General features: G+C 54.7%; 21 protein-coding genes and 1 rRNA gene. 14 read left to right on the top strand and 8 right to left on the bottom strand.

The annotated features are described in order from the left end of the window. Positions 1-93: ribosomal RNA gene (gene rrf / locus AC0TNG_RS10980) — 5S ribosomal RNA — on the top strand; the annotation flags it as partial. A 210-nt stretch (positions 94-303) separates the two neighbouring features. Beyond that, positions 304-1,599: an MFS family transporter gene (locus tag AC0TNG_RS10975; RefSeq protein WP_473713476.1), complete on the top strand. Its 1,296-nt coding sequence runs from the start codon at positions 304-306 to the stop codon at positions 1,597-1,599. On the opposite strand, the gene AC0TNG_RS10970 is transcribed toward AC0TNG_RS10975, so the two are convergent. The 5 genes from AC0TNG_RS10970 to trxC all read right to left on the bottom strand — a co-directional run bounded on the left by AC0TNG_RS10970 (position 1,596) and on the right by trxC (position 7,317). Then, positions 1,596-1,919, bottom strand: coding sequence for a YfiM family lipoprotein (locus AC0TNG_RS10970; protein ID WP_024908611.1), 324 nt, complete (start codon positions 1,917-1,919; stop codon positions 1,596-1,598). The two genes, AC0TNG_RS10975 and AC0TNG_RS10970, sit on opposite strands and share 4 nt — an antisense overlap. Before the next feature lie 45 nt (positions 1,920-1,964). Beyond that, positions 1,965-3,320: a CDP-diacylglycerol--serine O-phosphatidyltransferase gene (pssA, locus tag AC0TNG_RS10965; RefSeq protein ID WP_023333068.1), complete on the bottom strand. Its 1,356-nt coding sequence runs from the start codon at positions 3,318-3,320 to the stop codon at positions 1,965-1,967. Positions 3,321-3,430: 110 nt separating this feature from the next. Next, the gene (locus AC0TNG_RS10960; RefSeq protein WP_032648652.1) at positions 3,431-6,094 is read right to left on the bottom strand and encodes a bifunctional acetate--CoA ligase family protein/GNAT family N-acetyltransferase; all 2,664 of its coding nucleotides are present in this window, start codon (positions 6,092-6,094) and stop codon (positions 3,431-3,433) included. A gap of 35 nt (positions 6,095-6,129) precedes the next feature. After that, positions 6,130-6,828 carry a tRNA-uridine aminocarboxypropyltransferase gene (locus tag AC0TNG_RS10955; protein WP_032648653.1) on the bottom strand — a complete coding sequence of 233 codons (699 nt, stop codon included), beginning with the start codon at positions 6,826-6,828 and terminating at the stop codon, positions 6,130-6,132. Between the two features lie 69 nt (positions 6,829-6,897). Then, complete coding sequence (trxC, locus tag AC0TNG_RS10950; RefSeq protein ID WP_024908614.1) at positions 6,898-7,317, bottom strand: thioredoxin TrxC; 420 nt, start codon at positions 7,315-7,317, stop codon at positions 6,898-6,900. Between the two features lie 204 nt (positions 7,318-7,521). Here trxC and AC0TNG_RS10945 point away from each other — a divergent pair, with 204 nt between their 5' ends. Then, positions 7,522-8,652, top strand: coding sequence for a tRNA/rRNA methyltransferase (locus tag AC0TNG_RS10945; RefSeq protein WP_032648656.1), 1,131 nt, complete (start codon positions 7,522-7,524; stop codon positions 8,650-8,652). Between the two features lie 40 nt (positions 8,653-8,692). Here AC0TNG_RS10945 and ung read toward each other — a convergent pair whose 3' ends face one another. Beyond that, a complete protein-coding gene (gene ung / locus AC0TNG_RS10940; protein WP_023333064.1) occupies positions 8,693-9,382 on the bottom strand; it encodes a uracil-DNA glycosylase in 690 nt (229 codons plus the stop codon). A gap of 313 nt (positions 9,383-9,695) precedes the next feature. On the opposite strand from ung, the gene grcA reads away from it, so the two are divergent. Continuing rightward, positions 9,696-10,079 carry an autonomous glycyl radical cofactor GrcA gene (grcA, locus tag AC0TNG_RS10935; protein ID WP_008502190.1) on the top strand — a complete coding sequence of 128 codons (384 nt, stop codon included), beginning with the start codon at positions 9,696-9,698 and terminating at the stop codon, positions 10,077-10,079. 49 nt (positions 10,080-10,128) lie between these two features. Here grcA and srmB read toward each other — a convergent pair whose 3' ends face one another. Next, positions 10,129-11,457, bottom strand: coding sequence for an ATP-dependent RNA helicase SrmB (gene srmB, locus AC0TNG_RS10930; protein WP_370883372.1), 1,329 nt, complete (start codon positions 11,455-11,457; stop codon positions 10,129-10,131). A 132-nt stretch (positions 11,458-11,589) separates the two neighbouring features. Between srmB and trmN the strand changes: the two genes are divergently transcribed. After that, positions 11,590-12,327: a tRNA(1)(Val) (adenine(37)-N(6))-methyltransferase TrmN gene (trmN, locus tag AC0TNG_RS10925; protein ID WP_023344703.1), complete on the top strand. Its 738-nt coding sequence runs from the start codon at positions 11,590-11,592 to the stop codon at positions 12,325-12,327. On the opposite strand, the gene nadB is transcribed toward trmN, so the two are convergent. Further along, positions 12,312-13,931: an L-aspartate oxidase gene (nadB, locus tag AC0TNG_RS10920; protein WP_045908531.1), complete on the bottom strand. Its 1,620-nt coding sequence runs from the start codon at positions 13,929-13,931 to the stop codon at positions 12,312-12,314. The two genes, trmN and nadB, sit on opposite strands and share 16 nt — an antisense overlap. Positions 13,932-14,274: 343 nt before the next feature. On the opposite strand from nadB, the gene rseD reads away from it, so the two are divergent. From rseD to era, 9 genes are all read left to right on the top strand, one after another. Further along, positions 14,275-14,358: a rpoE leader peptide RseD gene (gene rseD / locus AC0TNG_RS10915; RefSeq protein ID WP_223605340.1), complete on the top strand. Its 84-nt coding sequence runs from the start codon at positions 14,275-14,277 to the stop codon at positions 14,356-14,358. Then, complete coding sequence (gene rpoE / locus AC0TNG_RS10910; protein WP_006176728.1) at positions 14,355-14,930, top strand: RNA polymerase sigma factor RpoE; 576 nt, start codon at positions 14,355-14,357, stop codon at positions 14,928-14,930. The genes rseD and rpoE overlap by 4 nt, the downstream gene beginning before the upstream one ends. 31 nt (positions 14,931-14,961) lie before the next feature. Further along, entirely contained in the window at positions 14,962-15,612 is a 651-nt protein-coding gene (gene rseA, locus AC0TNG_RS10905; RefSeq protein ID WP_008502186.1) for an anti-sigma-E factor RseA, read from the top strand. Beyond that, a complete protein-coding gene (rseB, locus tag AC0TNG_RS10900; RefSeq protein ID WP_023308851.1) occupies positions 15,612-16,565 on the top strand; it encodes a sigma-E factor regulatory protein RseB in 954 nt (317 codons plus the stop codon). The genes rseA and rseB overlap by 1 nt, the downstream gene beginning before the upstream one ends. After that, positions 16,562-17,038: a SoxR-reducing system protein RseC gene (gene rseC / locus AC0TNG_RS10895; RefSeq protein WP_032653064.1), complete on the top strand. Its 477-nt coding sequence runs from the start codon at positions 16,562-16,564 to the stop codon at positions 17,036-17,038. Before rseB ends, rseC begins: the two co-directional genes overlap by 4 nt. A gap of 185 nt (positions 17,039-17,223) precedes the next feature. Further along, positions 17,224-19,023 carry a translation elongation factor 4 gene (gene lepA, locus AC0TNG_RS10890; RefSeq protein WP_024908619.1) on the top strand — a complete coding sequence of 600 codons (1,800 nt, stop codon included), beginning with the start codon at positions 17,224-17,226 and terminating at the stop codon, positions 19,021-19,023. Positions 19,024-19,038: 15 nt separating this feature from the next. Beyond that, positions 19,039-20,013, top strand: a complete 975-nt coding sequence (gene lepB / locus AC0TNG_RS10885; RefSeq protein WP_024908620.1) for a signal peptidase I — start codon at positions 19,039-19,041, stop codon at positions 20,011-20,013. A gap of 222 nt (positions 20,014-20,235) precedes the next feature. Continuing rightward, positions 20,236-20,916, top strand: coding sequence for a ribonuclease III (gene rnc, locus AC0TNG_RS10880; protein WP_003860711.1), 681 nt, complete (start codon positions 20,236-20,238; stop codon positions 20,914-20,916). After that, positions 20,913-21,818 (top strand): GTPase Era, encoded by a 906-nt coding sequence (gene era / locus AC0TNG_RS10875; protein ID WP_024908621.1) that lies wholly within the window; start codon positions 20,913-20,915, stop codon positions 21,816-21,818. The genes rnc and era overlap by 4 nt, the downstream gene beginning before the upstream one ends. The last annotated feature ends 12 nt before the right edge of the window (positions 21,819-21,830 follow it).

Raw genomic sequence — 21,830 nt, 5'->3', positions numbered from 1 at the left:
CCCACCTGACCCCATGCCGAACTCAGAAGTGAAACGCCGTAGCGCCGATGGTAGTGTGGGGTCTCCCCATGTGAGAGTAGGGAACTGCCAGGCATCAATTAAGAAGAACCCCGTACCGTAAGGTGCGGGGTTTTTTGCTTTGTGCTTTCCCTCTCTGGCCTTTCTCCTAATCCCTTATCCTGCTAATGGAATGTGTGATCTCTGTCTCAATGTGATTTATAACAAAATTATAACATTTCATTTACGAGGTTGTTGAGTCTTCTGGCTCAATACGCCGCAGTTTATGGCAGGAGCATAATCACAATGACAGAAAGCATGACATCAAACGGGACGCTGGCTCACAGTGATACCCGAAGAAGGGTATGGGCAATCATCAGCGCCTCTTCAGGGAATTTGGTTGAATGGTTCGACTTTTACGTCTACTCATTCTGTTCACTCTACTTCGCACATATTTTCTTCCCATCCGGCAACACCACCACGCAGCTGCTACAAACGGCAGGAGTTTTCGCCGCAGGCTTCTTAATGCGGCCTATCGGGGGCTGGCTGTTCGGCCGCATAGCGGATCGTCGCGGACGAAAAGCCTCCATGCTGATCTCGGTCTGTATGATGTGCTTTGGCTCTCTGGTGATCGCCTGCTTACCGGGATATGAATCAATTGGCACCTGGGCACCGGCGCTACTTTTACTGGCCCGCTTGTTCCAGGGATTATCGGTGGGTGGTGAATACGGTACCAGTGCGACCTACATGAGTGAGATTGCCCTCGAGGGCCGTAAAGGTTTTTACGCCTCATTCCAGTACGTCACGCTGATTGGCGGTCAACTGCTGGCCATTCTTGTGGTGGTGATCCTGCAGCAGATTCTGACGGACGAACAGCTTCATGCCTGGGGATGGCGAATTCCTTTCGCGATGGGCGCTGTACTGGCGGTCGTTGCACTTTGGCTACGCCGTCAGCTAGATGAAACCTCTCAGAAAGAGGTCAGGATGCTGAAGGAGGCGGGAACATTCAAAGGGTTATGGCGTAACCGCAAAGCTTTCCTTATGGTGCTTGGCTTTACTGCGGGCGGCTCTCTCAGTTTCTACACGTTCACCACCTATATGCAGAAGTACCTGGTGAACACTACCGGCATGCACGCAAATGTCGCCAGCGTAGTCATGACCGTTGCGCTGTTTGTCTTTATGCTCATACAACCCGTTATCGGTGCGCTCTCGGATAAAATCGGTCGACGTACGTCGATGCTGATTTTTGGCGGGCTGTCGGCATTATGTACCGTCCCTATTCTGTCTGCCCTTCAGCATGTGAATTCGCCCTATGCCGCGTTTGCACTGGTGATGCTGGCGATGGTGATTGTCAGTTTCTATACCTCTATCAGCGGGATACTGAAAGCTGAAATGTTCCCGGCGCAGGTACGTGCTTTAGGGGTAGGGCTCTCTTATGCGGTGGCTAATGCGCTATTTGGCGGATCGGCGGAATACGTTGCGTTGTCGCTTAAATCATGGGGAAGTGAAACGACATTCTTCTGGTACGTAACGATAATGGGCGCACTGGCATTTGTTGTTTCCCTGATGCTGCATCGCAAAGGGAAAGGCATTCGACTTTAATACCGCGCCATCTGCCATACGGCATAGCCGGTCGTTGCGCCGGCGACATCCCAGGCGAAATCTTTCCAGCTCCAGCCGCTCCCTGCGGGGCGGCTATCCCACAGTTCTTTTGATGCCCCAAGACCCACTGAGAACATCAGCCCTATCGCCGCGCTACGATCCCGGCTGTATCCCTGATGCTGCGCATATTCATTACCGGCTGCGGACAACATCGCAGAAGCGAGGAAATGCTGTGCTTTATCCTGTCCGGACCAGTTATCGTTGGCCATATGGCTACAGCCACTCAGGAAGAAGACGCTCAGTAACAGAGGAATACGCATCAACGGGCTCCATAAAAAAGCCCTGCGGGTGGCAGGGCCTGGATATTACAGAATGCGGCTGATAAGTCGGTCGATACGGATACGACGTAAGCGGCGGATAAGCTTGCGGACTTTCACCGGGTAATCGGCAATGCTCTGCAGTTCTCGGTAATGATTAACCACTGTCGTGTGGGTGCGAATCAGCTCCAGCTCACGCTCACGTTTTGCGGCTAACTCATGCTGCGGGTCATGGATCAGGATAGCGTTTTCCAGATCCAGTCGCCACGCGCGTGGGTTCAGGTTGTTACCGGTCAGCAGCATCCACTCATCGTCGACCCACATTCCTTTCAGATGGTAAGTGTTATCTTCGTCTTTCCAGAGACGCACAACCAGCTGGTCAGTGTTGACGTAATACTGTAAACGGCTCAGGAAACGGCGCAGGTTAATCTCATAGAGATAAGGCAGCGCACCGATGATTTTGAACGGCTGATCTTCAGGAATGAAGAAGTCGTTTGCCGTTTTATCACCCACGATGATTTCCACTTTTTTACCGTCGCGTAGCAGCTGAATGATATTACGCACCAGCACGGCAGGAAGGTTGAAGTACGGCGTACAGATGGTGAGTTTCTGCTCCGCGCACGGCATCAGATGGAAAATCGTTTTGTTCAGCAGGCTTGATTTGCCGAGCCCGACCAGCGGGGTAACGGATAACTCTTCGTTGTTCGCATCACCCTGGAAATGATAGACCGCATCACGCAGCTCCTGGCGGAAGGCGCGAACATCATTTTTGATTTCCGGGCTTTTAGGGCGCTCGGGATCGTCAAGGCGATTAACGCCGCGGCCATGGACCAGATTTTTATCAACCCAGTTGAACATGATATCGGCCATCTGCGGATTACGGATCAGATGGTAGCGGTCGTAGCGATATTTATCGAGCTGATGAAGGTAAACATCATTCAGACTTGCGCCGCTGTAAAGCACGCTGTCATCAATGATAAACCCCTTAAAATGAAGAACGCCGAGTGCTTCACGGGTATTCACCGGGACGCCATAAACAGGCACATCAACGCCAGGATTTTCCTGCGCCGTGCGGCAATACCAGTCGGCATTGGTGTTTGACGCGGCAGCGCCAATACGGCCACGCTGAGCGCGATGCCAGTCTACCAGTACGCGAACATCAAGTTCCGGCCGCTGACGTTTGGCTTCATAGAGCGCGTTCAGGATCGCGCGCCCGCCTTCATCCTGTTCAAGATAAAGCGCCACAATGCAAATGCGTCGCGTGGCGCTGGCAATCTTTTCCAGAAGCGTCTCCCGAAAATGAGCGGGAGCGTAAAAGAACTCTACATCATCAACTGACTGAGAAATCTTCGGTAGTTGAGCAAGGTGTTGTTGATGTTTATTACGCTTAAATTTTGACAACATCACAGTGCGTTTCTTCTCTGTTCATTGAAGGGTTGTCTGTACCATGCAAACAACATAAGCGGACAATGATACCACCAGTCCCGTCCAAAGTGGGTAACATTTCCAGTAGCTTACTCGCGTTTGTCTGCTGATGTCAGACTGAGGGACAAAGCCACAATACCTTCGTCCAGCTGAATATCAACGTCAAACCCAAGTTTTCGCGCCAGGGTCACCATACCGCGATTGTTAGGCATAGTAATGCCATTGAGGCGTAACAATCCGTGATCTCGCGTATAACTGATGAGTTTTTCCAGCAGCCGTCTTCCCAGACCCAGGCCTTTAAGATCGGAGCGCACCAGCACCGCAAACTCCGCATCGACGTTATCCGGGTCAGAAATCGCACGCGTGACGCCGAGGATCTCATCTCCCTTTTCGGAGCGGCGAACGGCAACAAACGCCATTTCTCGATCGTAGTCGATCTGGGTCATATTGGCTAAATCATCGTGGGTAAATTCGTTGATTTCGCTAAAATAGCGATAGTAAAGATCCTCTTTCGTGACCTGAGAGATAAAAGCCCGCAACTGGGGCTCATCTTCCGGCAGGATAGGGCGGAACAAGGCGCGTTCCCCATTCTTCATCTCAACCCACTCCTCCAGCTGCAGGGGATACGGGCGGATCGCCAGACGGCTCTCTCTGTCTCCTTCGAAGGGCGCGATATCCAGGGTTACGTCCAGCGCCGTAAACTCATTGCCGGAGGCGAGCAGCGGATGAATGTCCAGCCGCTGGATCTCGGCACAATCCACAATCAGGTTAGAGACCTGCACCAGGAACTGACTTAGCCCGGCAATATCAAGCGGACGCAGCGCGCTCCGGCCACGGATCTTTTTACTTTTAATCGCCTGGATGATCAGATAACGCGCCAGGTTCATGTTCAGCGGCGGTAAAGCGACCACGGCCTGCTCCTCCGGACGCCACTCAACGCCACCTTCTCCCAGCATGATGAGCGGGCCAAAGACGGGATCGTGTTCGACCACCACCCGTAATTCCTGAGCGCCTGCGCGGTTTGCCATGCTTTGCACCAGCAATCCGTGGATCCTTGCCTGCGGCCAGGCCATTTTGACCCGATCGAAAATGGCATCGGCGGCCTGCTGTACCTCAGTCGCCGTACGCAGGTATAACATCACCCCCTGAACATCAGACTTATGCGGGATATCCGGAGAGCGCAGCTTCAGGGCAACCGGATAGCCAATTTGCTCGGCAATATGCACGGCCTCAGCGCTGTCGCTGGCGATCCAGGTCGGCAGGGTTTGCATCCCGTAGCTGCCCAGAATGGGCTGGACCTCATGCGTATCCAGCGACGTCGCGCCTTCTTCAATGGCTTGCTGCAAAAGCCGGTGAACGTCGACGGTGTTCGCCGTCAGATTCCCGGGCAAAGCCGGCGTCTCACGCAGCTGTTTCTGGTTGCGGCGATATTCCACCATATGCATAAAGGCGGTGATGGTGCCTTCCGGCGTACGGTAGGTTGGCAGCCCGGCCTCGCTGAACAAGCGCCGCGCCTCCTGCGAAGAAAACTCGCCGCACCAGTTGGTCAGCAGGGTGACATATTTGCCTCGCGGATGATTGTGCACGGCGTCAATGAGCGCGCGCGCGCTTTCGCTGCCAGGCGCGACCGCGCTGGGGGAGTGGATAATCATCAGCGCATCGAAATCCTGGCTATCCAGCAAAATGGAAATTGCCTTGATATAGCGCTCGCTGCTGGCATCATCGCGCAAATCAAGCGGATTGCCGGGCGTCACGCTGGTCGGAAGCGCGTCTTTCAGGCGCTGCAGCGTCTCTTCACTCAGCGTTGCCAGCTTGCCGAAGCGCCGCCACAGCTCATCCAGGGCGAGTGCCGCAGGGGCTGCACCGTTACTGACAATCATTAACTTCTCGCCGCGCAACGGGCGCATATGGCTTAAGGTCTCAACGGCGGAAAAAAGCTCGTGCGTATCCTGTACCCGCAGCAGCCCCGCACGCTGGATGGCGGCGTCCCAGGCGGGATCCATGCCGGAATGCGAATGCAGCAGACGCTGTGCCGCAGGGCTGCGTCCGCTTTTGATCACCAGGATCGGCTTATTGCGCGACGCGCTTCGCGAAGCCGAGACAAAACGACGCGCGTCGCTGAGGTGCTCAAGATAAAGCAGGATCGCACTGGTTTTACCGTCGCGCGCCAGAAAATCCAGGAGCTCATCAACGTCGATATCCAGGCTGTCGCCCAGGGCAATGAAGTAGGAGAATCCCATTTCACGCTGCTGCGCCCAGTCAAGGATGGTGTTCGATACCGCAGCCGACTGCGAGATAAACGCGAGTTTGCCTTTGCGGATCGGAACCGGAGAGAAACTGGCGTTCAGCCCCTGCCAGGGGGCGAGCAGGCCAAGACTGTTTGGCCCAAGAATACGCATTTGATAGCGGCTGGCGCAGGCCAGAAGCTCGGCTTTCTGTTCAGGCGGAGACGAGAGAATAATACAGGTTTTACAGCCTTTCTTGCCGAGCGATTCCAGCAGTTCCGGATTACGCTTCGCGTTTGTACAGAGTACGGCAAGATCCGGTACGAAAGGCAGGCTCTGTACATCGGGCCATGCAAGCACTCCCTGAACCGCCTTATACGCCGGCGTGACGGGCATGACGGGGCCATTAAACCCCCCGGCCAGCAGGTTACGCATCATCAGATAGCCAGCACGATCCGGTTTCATTGATGCGCCAATGACGGCAATGGATTTAGGACGAAGTAGCGCTTCTAACCCTCGCTGGCTCATGCAGGCCTCCTGTGAATGCAAGCGACCTGATGATTTTAAACGCTTTCCGTCTCGGCTGCTGTGACGCTGCCCTTATGAACGGTTTTTCCCGCCAGATAGCGCTCCCGGAAGCATGAGAAATGGTTGCCAAGAGCCCCAGCTGCAGCCGTATCACCTGCCAAATCCAGAAGCGCAATGGCAACTTCGGCGGTGCAGTATTGCCCGTCAGCATGCGCTTCACGCAGGCGGTAGGCGGAGACGCGGGAAAGATCAACAGAAATCACCGGCAGTGCGTCGAGATACGGGCTTTTGCGAAACATTTTTCGCGCTTCGGTCCAGGTGCCGTCCAGCATAATAAACAGCGGTGGTTTACCGGATGGCGGCACTGAAAGCACCTGGCGATCCGCACCTGCGTATGACGCGGGGAAAACGACCATCGGCTGATAGTCCTTGCTTGCCACTAAATCGAGCAGGGCCTGAGGCGGCTCCGTACGGGACCACTGAAACGCGGCGGTATCCGGCAGAATATCGGCGATAAGACGCCCCGTATTGCTGGGTTTCATCGGCTCGGTATCGAACATGACCAGACAAAAACGACTCTCCGCCGTACTCGGGGCCAGCGTCTCGCACAGACAAACCTTCAGCGGCAGCAGGCAGCGCTGACAGCGGCGAATACGGTTGCCTCGGGCGAGGAACGGTCGGGTAGCGCGCGCAAGGCGTTCGGCGCGTAATTGAAGAACAGCGTTATCAGTCATGGGCGAAATGCAGGAAAAACCCTATTTTCGCAGAGGCGGGAGCGGGGCACAAGATGTGCCCCTTGAATGTTAAAGCGACTCGTTTAACCAGCTTTCAAAAGGTGCTTTTGGAACCGCACCGTTAAGCATATCGATCACTTCACCATTTTTGAAAATCATGATGGTCGGGATGCTGCGAATACGAAAACGGGCGCTCAGTTCGGGTTCGGCTTCGGTATTGACCTTCACGAAGCGTATTTTTCCGCTGCGCTCTTCGGCCACGTCTTCGAAGATCGGCGCGAAGCTACGGCATGGGCCGCACCATGGCGCCCAGAAATCGATCACGACAGGAAGATCGTCCTTGAGGAGTTTGTCCAGCGTAGCACCCGTCGCGTTAATGACCTCGCCATCAAATAATTCATGGCCACAACGTCCGCATTTCGCACCATCTTCCATCCGATCGTCCGGAATGCGGTTAAGAGCCTGACAGTTGGCACATACGGTATTCATAACTAACCTCTGATAGAGCCGTGGGACAGCGGCAGAACGCCGATAATGTTTCTAATATGTTACATATTATCAATGAGCCTGTTTGAAACAACAATGCGTTTTATTCAATGAGAACAATAGTCACAGGCTTTTGTACGAAATTATGGCTATGCGCTGGCACATCGGGTAATCTGCGCGCTTCGCGCAGCGCTGGTGGAGAAAAGCATGAACGACGAAATGAAAAACAAAAGCGGCAAGGTCAAAGTGATGTATGTCCGCAGTGATGATGACTCTGATAAACGCACCCAAAATCCGCGTACCGGAAAAGGTGGCGGGCGTCCGGCGTCTTCTCGTGCAGACGGTGGCCGTCGCCCCGCCCGCGATGACAGAAATTCCCGCGGTGATGACCGCAAACGTGACGATCGCAAACGCGATGACCGTCCGCGTTCCGACCGCCCACGTAGTGACCGTCCACGCGACGATCGTCCGCGTGATGACTTCTCGCGCGATAACGGCTCCCCGTGGCGCACCGTTTCTCGCGCCCCTGGCGATGAGACGCCGGAAAAAGCCGATCACGGCGGTATCAGCGGTAAAAGCTTTATCGATCCGGAAGTGCTGCGCCGTCAGCGTGCGGAAGAGACCCGCGTGTACGGCGAGAATGCTTGCCAGGCGCTGTTCCAGAGCCGTCCTGAGTGTATCGTCCGCGCCTGGTTCATCCAGAGCGTGACTCCGCGCTTTAAAGAAGCGCTGCGCTGGATGGCCGCGAACCGTAAAGCCTACCACGTCGTGGATGATGCCGAGCTGACCAAAGCCTCCGGTACTGAACACCACGGCGGCGTCTGCTTCCTGATCAAAAAACGTAACGGCACGACCGTGCAGCAGTGGGTCAGCCAGGCGGATGCCGATGACTGCGTGCTGGCGCTGGAAGATGTAGGTAACCCGCACAATCTGGGCGCAATGATGCGTAGCTGCGCGCACTTTGGCGTGAAAGGCGTGCTGTTGCAGGATGCCGCGCTGCTGGAATCCGGTGCCGCGATCCGTACTGCGGAAGGCGGAGCCGAGCACGTACAGCCGATCACCGGCGACAGCGTGCTGGATGCGCTTGAGCAGTTCCGTAAAGCGGGTTATTCCATCGTGACCACCTCGAGCCATGCCGGTACGCCGCTGTTTAAAGCGACGCTGCCGCGTAAAATGGTGCTGGTATTAGGTCAGGAACGTGATGGTCTGTCTGACGCGGCGCTCTCGAGTGCGGATCTGAGCGTCTCTATCGACGGAACAGGCAACGTGGAAAGTCTGAACGTATCCGTTGCGACCGGCGTGCTGCTGGCCGAGTGGTGGCGTCAGAACAAAGCGTAAGCCTCTTAATGTGCCGGGTCTGACCCGGCACATTCAAATACTACTCGCTCTCTGCCGGTAACACAGGCATCCAGTCAATCGGCGTTTCGCCACGTTTTTCCAGCCATTCATTCGCCAGAACAAAATGATTACTGCCAAAGAAACCGCGATGTGCAGACAGCGGTGACGGGTGCGGCGCTTTCAACACGTGATGACGCTGACGATCGATAATCGCCCCTTTCTTCTGCGCGTGCGATCCCCAGAGTAAAAACACGACCCCTTCACGGTGTTCGTTGATCAGGCTGATGACTTTATCGGTGAATGTCTCCCAGCCCAGGCTGGCGTGCGAGTGCGCCTGGCCGGCCCGAACGGTGAGTACCGTGTTCAATAACAGCACGCCCTGACGCGCCCAGCTTTCCAGGTAGCCATGGTTTGGTCGGGTAAACCCGGGCACGGTTCCCTCAAGCTCTTTATACATGTTGAGCAGAGAAGGGGGGATCGCCACGCCGGGACGTACGGAAAACGCCAGCCCATGCGCCTGGCCCGGGCCGTGATAGGGATCCTGGCCCAGAATGACCACTTTCACATCGCTCAGTTCGGTGTAGCGAAAGGCGTTGAACACATCTTTCTGCGGCGGGTAAATCGTCTGTCCGGACTGACGCTCAGCGGCAACGGTGCTGAGCGTATTGATAAAATAAGGCTGCTGCTTTTCTTCTGCCAGCACGTCATGCCAGGTTAAAGGTGTTGTCATCTCGCTCTCCTGCGAATCTCAATCTGTGACTAGCTTACCTGTTTAACCCCGGTGAGCAAAATTACACGCTGAAATGTGCGCTAAGTGGCTAAATTTATTTTGAAAAGATGCAGTACAAGTTGAATTGGTAAGGCTGTGAAATTGATCTAAAACAATAAATTCAAACCACACTCTTTATGTGGTTGGTGTTTTTGTTGATTTAAATCAATAAATCACCGGGGTGTGAATGATATATATACACACAAGAAACAATGGTTTTACCAGTTGGCCGCGAGAGGCCGACATCAGTTAATGTAGCCTAGGGAGGCAACACATGATTACAGGTATCCAGATTACTAAAGCTGCAAATGACGATCTGCTCAATTCTTTCTGGCTGCTGGACAGCGAGAAAAACGAAGCGCGCTGTGTCGTTGCGAAAGCGGGTTTTGCTGAAGATGAAATCGTGCCGGTGAGCAAACTGGGCGAAATCGAGTACCGTGAAATTCCAATGGAAGTGAAACCGGAAGTGCGCGTGGAAGGTGGTCAGCACCTGAACGTAAACGTACTGCGCCGCGAAACGCTGATGGACGCGGTTGAGCACCCTGAAAAATACCCGCAGCTGACTATCCGCGTGTCCGGCTATGCGGTTCGCTTTAACTCACTGACTCCAGAACAGCAGCGCGACGTTATCGCCCGTACCTTTACTGAAAGCCTGTAACGGCTTCAGCAGGGGGGAATAAAAAAGCCGGGGATTTCCCCGGCTTTTTTCACTCTTCAGTTTTCGTCTCTGGTGCGGCAGAGCTTGGCTTACGGCGCTTACCAATATTTTTGGTATCGCGGTGGCGCTGCTTCACGCGCGGTTTCTCTTTTTCTTTCTCTTTTCTCTCAGCACGTTTCGCGAGCGCTTTCTTGGACGGTTTACCCGTCATTTTTTCACTCGGCGCACGTGTGGTTGGGCGCAAGCTGTCAATAACGCGCGCTTTCAGCGGCTCGTCAACATAGCGGCCAATTTTCTGCAGCAGCAGGTAGTCATGCGCTTCAACCAGTGAGATAGCAATCCCTTTGCGGCCCGCGCGGCCGGTACGGCCAATACGGTGCAGATAGGTATCGCCGCTGCGCGGCATATCGAAGTTAATGACGTGGCTGACGTCCGGGATGTCGATCCCGCGAGCGGCAACGTCTGTGGCAACCAGCACGTTAACGCGGCCATCAGTCAGGCGCTTAATGCCTTCGGTACGCTTGATCTGCGCCATCTCGCCTTCAAGATAGCAGTTGTTGATCCCGGCGTTACGCAGCATTTCAGCCAGCTCGTGCACGCGCTCGCGCTTACGCACAAACACGATTGTGCGCAGCGCATCTTCCTGCTTCAGGAGGTGTTTCAGCAATTCGACCTTGTGCTCAAGGTTGTCCGCGCGGTAGTACCACTGGTGGATCTTCTTACGCTCACGGGTGGACGGCGTCGCCGACACTTCAACCGGATCTTCCAGCAGACGCTCTGCGAAGTCTTTGATCGCTTCCCCTTCGAGGGTGGCAGAGAACAGCATCGTCTGGTTACGCCAGCGTGTTTCCCCGGCAATGTGCTCGATATCCTGTGCGAAGCCCATGTCCAGCATGCGGTCGGCTTCGTCGAGGATCAGCGTTTCAACCGCGCGGCAGTCGAAGTTCTCTTCTTTAATGTACTGCAGCAGGCGGCCCGTCGTCGCAACGACGATGTCCTGGTTTTCGCTGAACACTTCGGCGTGGTTCATATACGCAACGCCGCCGGTAATGGTGGCGATATCCAGATGGGTATTTGCCGCGAGTTCACGCGCGTGATCGGCCACCTGCATGGCCAGTTCGCGCGTCGGCGTCAGGATTAAAATACGCGGCGGGCCAGATTTTTTACGTGGAAAATCGAGCAGATGCTGCAACACAGGCAGCAGATAGGCTGCTGTCTTCCCCGTGCCGGTTGGCGCAGAACCGAGCACATCGCGGCCCTCAAGCGCAGGCGGAATGGCCGCTGCCTGAATGGCGGTCGGGCGTGTAAAGCCTTTGCTCTCAAGTGCATTGAGCAGGCTTTCATCGAGTTCAAGTTCGGAAAAAGTCGTTACAGTCATGTTCTACCTCTGTGTGGGGCGCTGATTATAGACGTTACGGCTGTAATCTTCATCTGTTTGTATGGATATCGCTTTTCGGCCACTTCGCTTTCCCCTATGCTACTCCAGTTTCACTTAGAAGGTTGCCTTGACATGTCTCAACTCAAAGCGCAGCTGCGCCGCGATGGTTTTACGTTTAAACAATTTTTTGTCGCTCACGATCGCTGTGCCATGAAAGTCGGTACAGACGGTATTTTACTGGGAGCGTGGGCGCCTGTCGCAGGTGTTAAGCGTATTCTTGATATCGGTACCGGCAGCGGGCTGGTGGCGTTGATGCTGGCGCAGCGTACGGAAGAACATGTCACCATCGATGCCGTCGAACTGGATGCTCAGGCCGCAGAGCAGGCGAGTGACAATATGGCCGAATCTCCCTGGGCAGCCCGAATGAAGGTGGAATGCGCAGATGTGCTGGCCTGGGCACCTGAACAAACCGCGCGTTACGATCTGATCGTCAGTAACCCTCCCTACTACGAGCCCGGCGTTGAGTGCGGGACACCCGAGCGTGAACAGGCGCGTTATACCGGCTCCCTCGATCATAAAGCGCTGCTCACCAGTGCGGCGGAACTCATCTCCGAAGAAGGTTTTTTCTGCGTGGTCCTGCCTGAGAGTACCGGCAATACGTTCATCGGTATCGCGCAGGAGATCGGCTGGACGTTACGGCTGCGTACCGATATTTCGGATACGGAAGGACGACTGCCGCACCGCGTGCTGCTGGCGCTCTCGCCGAAAGAGGGTGAATGCTTTAACGATCGAATGGTGATCCGTGGGCCAGACCAGCGTTATTCCGAAGATTACACTGCTCTGACCCAGGCGTTTTATCTGTTTATGTAAACCTGAGGGGCGAGGATCGAGGGGCCGGATTCAGCAAGCTGATCCGGGTAGTCCAGCGTATAGTGCAGTCCACGGCTCTCTTTACGCATCATCGCGCAGCGAACGATCAGCTCGGCAACCTGCACCAGATTGCGCAGCTCCAGCAGATTATTCGATACGCGGAAATTGGCATAATACTCATCAATTTCCTGCTGCAGCATGGTGATGCGGCGCAGCGCGCGCTCAAGACGTTTCGTGGTGCGCACAATCCCGACGTAATCCCACATGAACAGCCGTAGCTCATGCCAGTTATGCTGGATCACGACCAGCTCGTCCGGATTTTCCACGCGGCTTTCATCCCAGGCAGGCAGGCGCTCTGTCTCGCGGGCGTAGGGCATGCGTTTGGTGATGTCTTCTGCGGCCGACCAGCCGTAGACCAGGCACTCAAGCAGCGAGTTAGACGCCATACGGTTCGCGCCGTGAAGCCCGGTATAGCTGACCTCACCGATAGCATACAGGCCATCGACATCGGTACGCCCATGATCGTCAACCATGACCCCACCGCAGGTATAGTGGGCGGCTGGCACAATCGGCACCGGATCGCGCGTTAAATCGATGCCAAGGTTGAGCAACTTTTCGTAAATCATCGGGAAGTGCTGGCGAATAAACTCTGCAGGCTTGTGGCTGATATCAAGATACATGCAATCCACGCCAAGACGCTTCATTTCATGGTCGATGGCGCGGGCAACGATATCGCGCGGAGCCAGTTCGCCACGAGAGTCAAAGTCCGGCATAAAGCGGGTGCCGTCAGGGCGTTTCAGATAAGCACCTTCACCGCGCAGGGCTTCCGTCAGCAGGAAGTTGCGCGCCTGAGGATGGAACAGGGCGGTTGGATGAAACTGATTGAACTCAAGGTTCGCCACCCGGCAGCCGGCGCGCCAGGCCATCGCGATACCGTCTCCGGAGGCAATGTCCGGGTTCGTGGTGTACTGATACACTTTAGAGGCGCCGCCCGTGGCCAGCACTACAGCTTTCGCCTGGCAAGTTTCCACCTTCTCTTTATTGCGGTTCCAGACCCAGGCGCCCACCACGCGACGCGTGCCCGGCAGGCCAATCTTGTCGGAGATAATCAGGTCAACGGCGTTACTTCGTTCAAGTACCCGAATATTAGGATGGCTCAGCGCCTTGCCGACCAGCGTGGTCTCCACTTCTTTCCCGGTGGCATCCGCTGCGTGCAGGATGCGGCGGTGGCTATGGCCGCCTTCGCGCGTCAGGTGGTAGCTCTCTTCACCGTTGGGTTGAACCTGCGTATCGAATAAGACGCCCTGGTCGATGAGCCACTGCACGCAGTGGCGGGCATTGCTGGCGACAAACTCTGCGGCATGCGCATCCACGATCCCGGCCCCGGCAATCAGCGTATCGTCGACGTGGGAAGCAATACTGTCTGTCTCATCAAACACGGCGGCAATGCCACCCTGGGCATAAAACGTGGAACCTTCACTTATCGGTCCTTTACTTAGAACGATAACGTTTTGATGCTCGGCCAGGCGCAGCGCCAGAGAGAGACCGGCAGCGCCGCTGCCGATGATCAGTACATCACAATGAAGTTCAGGTGTTGTGTTCATGATTGTTGTTTAATTTACTAAACAGTGTTGGGTCAGAATAGCACTCGAATGCGATTTATCGCACGTTTTTTTTATAGGCTGTTGCAATGGCTAAACGCGTAAGCGGAGGTAAACGGAGGGTAAATGAGTGAAATTATTTTGCGAAGCAGATCGTTAGCGTCAGATTTTGTGGTGAAATAAAGCCTGTGTTGCGTTACTCTTCTGGCGGGAAAAAGATGTTTCTTGTCAGAAAGTGGTGCGTATCGTGAACAGACTTATAATGAGAGAAAATGAACAGTCTGCGGCGCGATGAACAAAAACAAAGGCGTTACGGAACTTATTGAAGATCAGACACTCTAATTCGGTGCTTGCTCAAAGTGCGGTATTTTTAGAGTGGCGTTTCGATAACGCGTGGAATTTAGGTTTGGGGAGACATTACCTCGGATGAGCGAGCAGTTAACGGACCAGGTCCTGGTTGAACGGGTCCAGAAGGGAGATCAGAAAGCCTTTAACTTACTGGTGGTGCGCTACCAGCATAAGGTGGCGAGCCTGGTTTCCCGCTATGTACCGTCAGGCGATGTGCCTGATGTGGTGCAAGAGTCTTTTATTAAGGCCTATCGCGCGCTGGATTCGTTCCGGGGAGATAGTGCTTTTTATACCTGGCTGTACCGTATTGCGGTCAATACGGCAAAGAATTATCTGGTCGCTCAGGGCCGTCGTCCGCCTTCTAGTGATGTGGACGCAATCGACGCCGAAAACTTCGAAAGTGGCGGCGCATTGAAAGAAATTTCGAACCCTGAGAACTTAATGTTGTCAGAAGAACTGAGACAAATCGTTTTTCGCACGATCGAGTCGCTCCCGGAAGATTTACGCATGGCAATTACGTTACGGGAGCTTGATGGTCTGAGCTATGAAGAGATAGCCGCTATCATGGATTGTCCGGTCGGCACGGTACGTTCACGAATTTTCCGTGCGCGAGAAGCTATTGATAATAAAGTTCAACCGCTTATCAGGCGTTGACGATAGCGGGATACTGGAAAAGGTATTAGGCATGCAGAAAGAAAAACTTTCCGCTTTAATGGATGGTGAAACGGTTGATAGTGAGCTGCTCAACGAGCTGTCTCATTCTCCCGAAATGCAAGAGACCTGGGAGAGTTACCATCTCATCCGTGACACCCTTCGCGGTGACACCGGCGAGGTTCTCCATTTCGATATCTCAGCCCGCGTCATGGCGGCGATTGAGAATGAGCCTGTTCATCAGACCACTCCGCTGATTCCTGAAGCTCAACCTGCACCTCACCAGTGGCAGAAAATGCCGTTCTGGCAAAAGGTGCGACCGTGGGCCAGCCAGCTTACCCAAATGGGTGTGGCTGCATGCGTATCGCTTGCAGTTATCGTTGGCGTCCAGCACTATAATACTCAGTCTGAAACTAATCAGCAGCCAGAAGCGCCAGTGTTTAACACACTGCCGATGATGGGCAAAGCCAGCCCGGTAAGCCTGGGCGTACCGGCTGATGCTTCCGCCAGCGGCGGCCAGCAACAGCAGGTTCAGGAGCAGCGCCGTCGCATTAATGCGATGTTGCAGGATTACGAGTTGCAGCGTCGTCTGCACTCTGAACAGCTTCAGTTTGAGCAGGCCCAGACACAGCAAGCTGCTGTGCAGGTGCCCGGAAACCAAACTTTAGGAACGCAATCGCAGTAATGAAGCAACTTTGGTTCGCCATGTCTCTGATGGCGGGTAGCCTGTTCTTCTCTGCCAACGCCTCGGCTGATGTATCATCCGGGGCGTTGTTGCAGCAAATGAATCTGGCCAGCCAGTCACTCAATTACGAGTTGGCATTTATCAGCATCAATAAGCAGGGCGTCGAGTCGTTACGCTATCGTCATGCCCGTCTTGATAACCAGCCGCTCGCCCAGCTTTTACAGATGGATGGCCCGCGTCGGGAAGTTGTCCAGCGTGGTAATGAAATCAGCTATTTCGAGCCAGGCCTGGAACCTTTCACGCTGAATGGCGATTATATCGTTGATTCTCTGCCGTCACTCATTTACACCGATTTCAAACGGCTTGCCCCTTACTACGATTTTATTTCGGTAGGGCGTACCCGTATCGCGGACAGACTGTGCGAGGTGATTCGGGTTGTTGCCCGGGACGGAACGCGTTACAGCTATATCGTCTGGATTGATGCGGAAACCAAACTCCCCATGCGTGTTGACCTCCTCGACCGTGACGGTGAAACGCTGGAACAGTTCCGCGTTATCTCCTTCAGCGTGAACAATCAGGTTGGTAACAGCATGCAGAACCTGGCTAAGGCCAGCCTGCCGCCGCTGCTTTCTGTTCCGGCAGGAGACTCCGTTAATTTCAACTGGGTACCTGCCTGGATCCCGCAAGGGTTTAGCGAAGTGTCCAGCAGCCGTCGTCAGCTGCCAACGATTGAAACGCCGGTGGAATCGCGCCTCTATTCCGATGGTTTGTTCAGTTTCTCGGTGAATATCAATCGCGCAACGGCAAACAGCGCCGAACAAATGCTGCGTACCGGTCGTCGTACGGTAAGTACAACGGTACGCGATAACGCAGAGATCACCATTGTGGGAGAACTCCCTCCGCAAACGGCGAAGCGCATTTCCGACAGCATTAAATTCAGGGCCGCACAATGATCAAAGAGTGGGCGACGGTTGTCTCGTGGCAGAACGGCATTGCGCTGGTGAGCTGCGATGTAAAAGCCTCATGTAATAGCTGTGCTTCCCGCGCCGGCTGCGGTAGCCGCGTGCTGAATAAGCTCGGGCCGCAAACATCGCACACGATTTCTGTGCCAAGTGAACAGCCGCTGATGGCGGGGCAAAAGGTAGAGCTGGGCATCGCGGAAGGCAGTCTGCTCAGCTCCGCCATGCTGGTCTATCTCTCTCCGCTGATCGGGCTGTTTATTATGGGCGGCGTTTTCCAGATGCTGTTTGGCACCGACGGAGCCGCCATGTGCGGTGCCGCATTAGGTGGTCTGGGGGGATTCTGGCTCGCCAAAGGCCTCTCACCGACGCTCGCCGCACGCGAGGAGTGGCAGCCTGTCATTCTCAGCGTTGGGCTGGCGCCAGACCAGCTTCGTGTTGAAACACTCTCTTCTGAGGCCCGGTGATCCATCGGGCTTTATCATTTTTTACGTTCCAAAACAGAAAACGTCCTTTCTTCACGCTATAGCTGCCTCTAAGTGCATTTCCAGGTAGCGTGGATGTAGTGTAGAATGCTGCGTTTTCGCACTGAAAAACGTCAGGCTAAGAACAGCGGCCTCCAGGAATTCGTAAGGCATAATTATTTAACTATATGAAGAACATACGTAACTTTTCGATCATTGCTCACATTGACCACGGTAAGTCGACGCTGTCTGACCGTATTATCCAGATTTGCGGTGGCCTGTCTGATCGTGAAATGGAAGCCCAGGTTCTGGACTCCATGGACCTGGAACGCGAACGCGGTATCACCATCAAAGCGCAGAGCGTTACGCTTGATTATAAAGCGGCTGATGGTGAAACCTATCAACTGAACTTTATCGACACCCCAGGCCACGTTGACTTCTCCTATGAGGTTTCACGCTCACTCGCGGCCTGTGAAGGCGCGCTGCTGGTAGTGGATGCCGGGCAGGGCGTAGAAGCCCAGACCCTTGCAAACTGCTACACCGCGATGGAAATGGATCTCGAAGTTGTGCCGGTTTTGAACAAGATCGACCTGCCAGCCGCCGATCCTGAGCGCGTTGCGGAAGAGATTGAAGATATTGTCGGCATTGACGCGACCGATGCCGTGCGCTGCTCCGCGAAAACCGGTGTGGGCGTGACCGACGTGCTGGAACGCCTGGTGCGTGATATTCCGGCCCCGGAAGGCGATCCGGATGCGCCGCTGCAGGCGCTGATTATCGACTCCTGGTTCGATAACTATCTGGGCGTTGTCTCCCTGGTGCGTATTAAAAACGGCACCATGCGCAAAGGCGACAAAATCAAGGTCATGAGTACCGGACAGGTCTACAACGCCGACCGTCTGGGTATCTTCACGCCAAAACAGGTTGACCGTACCGAGCTGACATGCGGCGAGGTAGGCTGGCTGGTCTGCGCCATCAAAGACATCCTCGGTGCGCCAGTGGGCGATACCCTGACCGGTGCGCGTAACCCGGCAGATAAAGCGCTGCCAGGCTTTAAAAAGGTAAAACCGCAGGTTTACGCGGGTCTGTTCCCGGTTAGCTCTGACGACTACGAAAACTTCCGTGATGCGCTCGGTAAACTGAGCCTGAACGATGCGTCCCTGTTCTACGAGCCAGAAAGCTCAACGGCGCTGGGCTTCGGCTTCCGCTGTGGCTTCCTCGGTCTGCTGCACATGGAGATCATTCAGGAGCGTCTGGAGCGTGAATACGATCTGGACCTGATCACCACGGCACCGACCGTAGTCTATGAAGTTGAAACCACCTCGAAAGAAGTGATCTACGTCGATAGCCCGTCCAAGCTGCCGCCGCTGAACAACATTCAGGAACTGCGTGAGCCTATTGCAGAGTGTCACATGCTGCTGCCGCAGGAATTCCTGGGTAACGTTATTACACTGTGTATTGAGAAGCGTGGCGTGCAGACCAACATGGTTTACCACGGTAACCAGGTCGCATTGACCTACGAAATCCCGATGGCGGAAGTGGTACTCGACTTCTTCGACCGTCTGAAGTCCACCTCCCGTGGCTATGCGTCGCTGGATTACAACTTCAAACGCTTCCAGGCCTCCAACATGGTGCGTGTGGACGTGCTGATCAACGGCGAGCGTGTGGATGCGCTGGCGCTGATCACCCACAACGACAATGCGCCGTACCGTGGCCGCGAGCTGGTTGAGAAGATGAAAGATCTGATCCCGCGTCAGCAGTTCGATATCGCGATTCAGGCGGCCATTGGCAACCATATTATCGCGCGTTCCACCGTGAAACAGCTGCGTAAAAACGTTCTGGCGAAGTGCTATGGCGGCGACGTCAGCCGTAAGAAAAAGCTGCTGCAGAAGCAGAAAGAAGGTAAGAAGCGTATGAAGCAGGTCGGTAACGTCGAGCTGCCGCAGGAAGCATTCCTTGCCATCCTTCATGTTGGTAAAGACGGCAAATAACCCTAAGGAGTTGGCATGGCGAACATGTTTGCCCTGATCCTGGTCATTGCTACCCTGGTGACAGGTCTGCTGTGGTGTCTGGATAAGTTTATCTTCGCCCCAAAACGTCGTGAACGTCAGGCCGCCGCACAGGCAGCCACTGGCGATGGGATTGACGCGAAAACCCTGAAAAAAGTCGGCCCGAAACCGGGCTGGCTGGAAACGGGTGCCTCGGTATTTCCGGTGCTGGCGATTGTGCTGGTGGTACGTTCGTTTATTTACGAGCCGTTCCAGATCCCATCAGGTTCAATGATGCCAACGCTGCTGATTGGTGATTTTATTCTGGTAGAGAAGTTTGCCTACGGCATTAAAGATCCGATCTACCAGAAAACGCTGATCGAAACCGGTCATCCGAAACGTGGCGACATCGTGGTGTTCAAATATCCGGAAGATCCTCGCCTGGACTACATCAAGCGCGCAGTAGGTCTGCCGGGTGATAAAGTGACTTACGATCCGGTTGCGAAAGAAGTCACCGTTCAGCCGGGCTGCAGCTCCGGTACCGCATGCGAAAACGCGCTGCCAATCACCTACTCAAACGTTGAGCCAAGTGATTTTGTGCAGACCTTCGCCCGTCGTAACGGCGGTGAAGCGACCAGCGGATTCTTCCAGGTACCGAAAGGTGAAACCAAAGAGGACGGCATCCGTCTGGTTGAGCGCAAAGAGACGCTGGGCGATGTGACGCACCGGATCCTCACCGTGCCAATCGCGCAGGACCAGCTGGGTATGTACTATCGCCAGCCGGGCCAGCAGCTGGCGAGCTGGATTGTACCGCCAGGACATTACTTCATGATGGGTGACAACCGCGATAACTCTGCGGACAGCCGTTACTGGGGCTTTGTGCCGGAAGCGAATCTGGTCGGTAAAGCCACCGCCATCTGGATGAGTTTTGAGAAACAGGAAGGCGAATGGCCGACCGGTGTTCGCCTGAGTCGTATCGGCGGAATCCATTAATTCTCACTAAATGAACGTGTAGCCGCTAATTAAAGCGGCTACACGAATTATTTCACCGATAAATCTCTTCGAACTAACGACATCCCCTGTCGTTGTGTATAGAATATTCCCCCGAAGTTTAAGGTTGGCCCTGCAAGGGTGCCACGGCACACGAAACCGCGTTGGTTTTCTCAGGTCGGTTTCGTGTGCTGCATTTTTGACGCATTCATTTATTGGTATCGCATGAACCCCATCGTAATTAATCGGCTTCAACGGAAGCTGGGCTACACTTTTCATCATCAGGAGTTGTTGCAACAGGCATTAACCCACCGCAGTGCCAGCAGCAAACATAATGAGCGTCTCGAGTTTTTAGGCGACTCTATTTTAAGTTTCGTGATTGCGAATGCGCTTTATCATCGTTTCCCGCGCGTGGATGAAGGTGATATGAGCCGCATGCGTGCCACGCTGGTTCGGGGTAATACCCTTGCGGAAATCGCGCGCGAATTTGAACTGGGCGAATGTCTGCGTCTTGGACCGGGTGAACTGAAAAGCGGCGGCTTCCGTCGTGAATCTATTCTTGCCGATACGGTCGAAGCATTAATTGGTGGTGTGTTCCTGGACAGCGATATCCAGACCGTCGAAAAGCTGATCCTGAACTGGTATCAGACCCGTCTGGACGAAATCAGCCCGGGCGATAAACAGAAAGATCCCAAAACGCGCCTGCAGGAATATTTGCAGGGTCGTCATCTGCCGCTGCCATCTTATCTGGTGGTGCAGGTTCGTGGCGAAGCGCACGATCAGGAATTTACCATCCATTGCCAGGTCAGTGGCCTGAGTGAACCGGTGGTGGGCACAGGTTCAAGCCGTCGTAAGGCTGAACAGGCTGCCGCCGAACAGGCGTTAAAAATGCTGGAGCTGGAATGAGCGAAGAAAAGACCTATTGCGGATTTATTGCCATCGTCGGGCGCCCGAACGTCGGCAAATCCACTCTGTTGAATAATCTGCTTGGGCAGAAGATTTCTATCACCTCGCGTAAGGCGCAGACCACGCGTCACCGTATCGTCGGCATCCATACTGAAGGCGCGTATCAGGCGATCTACGTCGATACCCCGGGCCTGCACATGGAAGAGAAGCGTGCCATCAACCGCCTGATGAACAAGGCGGCGAGCAGCTCGATTGGCGACGTGGAGCTGGTGATTTTCGTTGTGGAAGGCACCCGCTGGACGCCGGACGACGAGATGGTGCTGAACAAGCTGCGTGACGGCAAAACGCCGGTCATCCTCGCGGTCAACAAAGTTGATAACGTGCAGGAAAAGGCCGACCTGCTTCCGCATCTGCAGTGGCTCGGTAGCCAGATGAACTTCCTCGACATCGTTCCGCTGTCCGCTGAGACCGGCCTGAACGTTGATACCATCGCGGGCATCGTGCGTAAGCATCTGCCGGAAGCGATTCATCACTTCCCGGAAGACTACATCACCGATCGCTCTCAGCGCTTTATGGCGTCTGAAATCATCCGTGAAAAGCTGATGCGTTTCCTGGGCGCTGAACTGCCGTACTCTGTGACGGTGGAGATCGAGCGTTTCCAGACCAACGAGCGCGGTGGCTACGACATCAACGGCCTGATCCTCGTTGAGCGCGAAGGGCAGAAGAAGATGGTGATCGGCAACAAAGGGGCCAAAATCAAAACCATCGGCATTGAAGCCCGTAAGGACATGCAGGAGATGTTCGAAGCGCCGGTTCACCTCGAACTGTGGGTGAAAGTGAAATCTGGCTGGGCCGATGATGAGCGTGCTCTGCGCAGCCTCGGTTACGGCGAAGACCAGTAACTTAAGACGACG

Source organism: Enterobacter sp. PL_is514, assembly GCF_055816715.1.
The sequence above is the reverse complement of the archived record's forward strand: the minus strand, read 5'-3'. Positions and strand labels throughout refer to the sequence as shown.

What these genes read in the sequence shown, in the direction of transcription:
- rseA (WP_008502186.1), top strand. Translation starts at nt 14,962, where the DNA reads ATGCAGAAAGAAAAACTTTCCGCTTTAATGGATGGTGAAACGGTTGAT.
- rpoE (WP_006176728.1), top strand. Translation starts at nt 14,355, where the DNA reads ATGAGCGAGCAGTTAACGGACCAGGTCCTGGTTGAACGGGTCCAGAAG.
- AC0TNG_RS10960 (WP_032648652.1), bottom strand. Translation starts at nt 6,094, where the DNA reads ATGAGCCAGCGAGGGTTAGAAGCGCTACTTCGTCCTAAATCCATTGCC.
- rseC (WP_032653064.1), top strand. Translation starts at nt 16,562, where the DNA reads ATGATCAAAGAGTGGGCGACGGTTGTCTCGTGGCAGAACGGCATTGCG.
- lepA (WP_024908619.1), top strand. Translation starts at nt 17,224, where the DNA reads ATGAAGAACATACGTAACTTTTCGATCATTGCTCACATTGACCACGGT.
- lepB (WP_024908620.1), top strand. Translation starts at nt 19,039, where the DNA reads ATGGCGAACATGTTTGCCCTGATCCTGGTCATTGCTACCCTGGTGACA.
- rseB (WP_023308851.1), top strand. Translation starts at nt 15,612, where the DNA reads ATGAAGCAACTTTGGTTCGCCATGTCTCTGATGGCGGGTAGCCTGTTC.
- ung (WP_023333064.1), bottom strand. Translation starts at nt 9,382, where the DNA reads ATGACAACACCTTTAACCTGGCATGACGTGCTGGCAGAAGAAAAGCAG.
- nadB (WP_045908531.1), bottom strand. Translation starts at nt 13,931, where the DNA reads ATGAACACAACACCTGAACTTCATTGTGATGTACTGATCATCGGCAGC.
- AC0TNG_RS10945 (WP_032648656.1), top strand. Translation starts at nt 7,522, where the DNA reads ATGAACGACGAAATGAAAAACAAAAGCGGCAAGGTCAAAGTGATGTAT.
- trxC (WP_024908614.1), bottom strand. Translation starts at nt 7,317, where the DNA reads ATGAATACCGTATGTGCCAACTGTCAGGCTCTTAACCGCATTCCGGAC.
- grcA (WP_008502190.1), top strand. Translation starts at nt 9,696, where the DNA reads ATGATTACAGGTATCCAGATTACTAAAGCTGCAAATGACGATCTGCTC.
- srmB (WP_370883372.1), bottom strand. Translation starts at nt 11,457, where the DNA reads ATGACTGTAACGACTTTTTCCGAACTTGAACTCGATGAAAGCCTGCTC.
- AC0TNG_RS10955 (WP_032648653.1), bottom strand. Translation starts at nt 6,828, where the DNA reads ATGACTGATAACGCTGTTCTTCAATTACGCGCCGAACGCCTTGCGCGC.
- rnc (WP_003860711.1), top strand. Translation starts at nt 20,236, where the DNA reads ATGAACCCCATCGTAATTAATCGGCTTCAACGGAAGCTGGGCTACACT.
- pssA (WP_023333068.1), bottom strand. Translation starts at nt 3,320, where the DNA reads ATGTTGTCAAAATTTAAGCGTAATAAACATCAACAACACCTTGCTCAA.
- era (WP_024908621.1), top strand. Translation starts at nt 20,913, where the DNA reads ATGAGCGAAGAAAAGACCTATTGCGGATTTATTGCCATCGTCGGGCGC.
- trmN (WP_023344703.1), top strand. Translation starts at nt 11,590, where the DNA reads ATGTCTCAACTCAAAGCGCAGCTGCGCCGCGATGGTTTTACGTTTAAA.
- AC0TNG_RS10975 (WP_473713476.1), top strand. Translation starts at nt 304, where the DNA reads ATGACAGAAAGCATGACATCAAACGGGACGCTGGCTCACAGTGATACC.
- AC0TNG_RS10970 (WP_024908611.1), bottom strand. Translation starts at nt 1,919, where the DNA reads ATGCGTATTCCTCTGTTACTGAGCGTCTTCTTCCTGAGTGGCTGTAGC.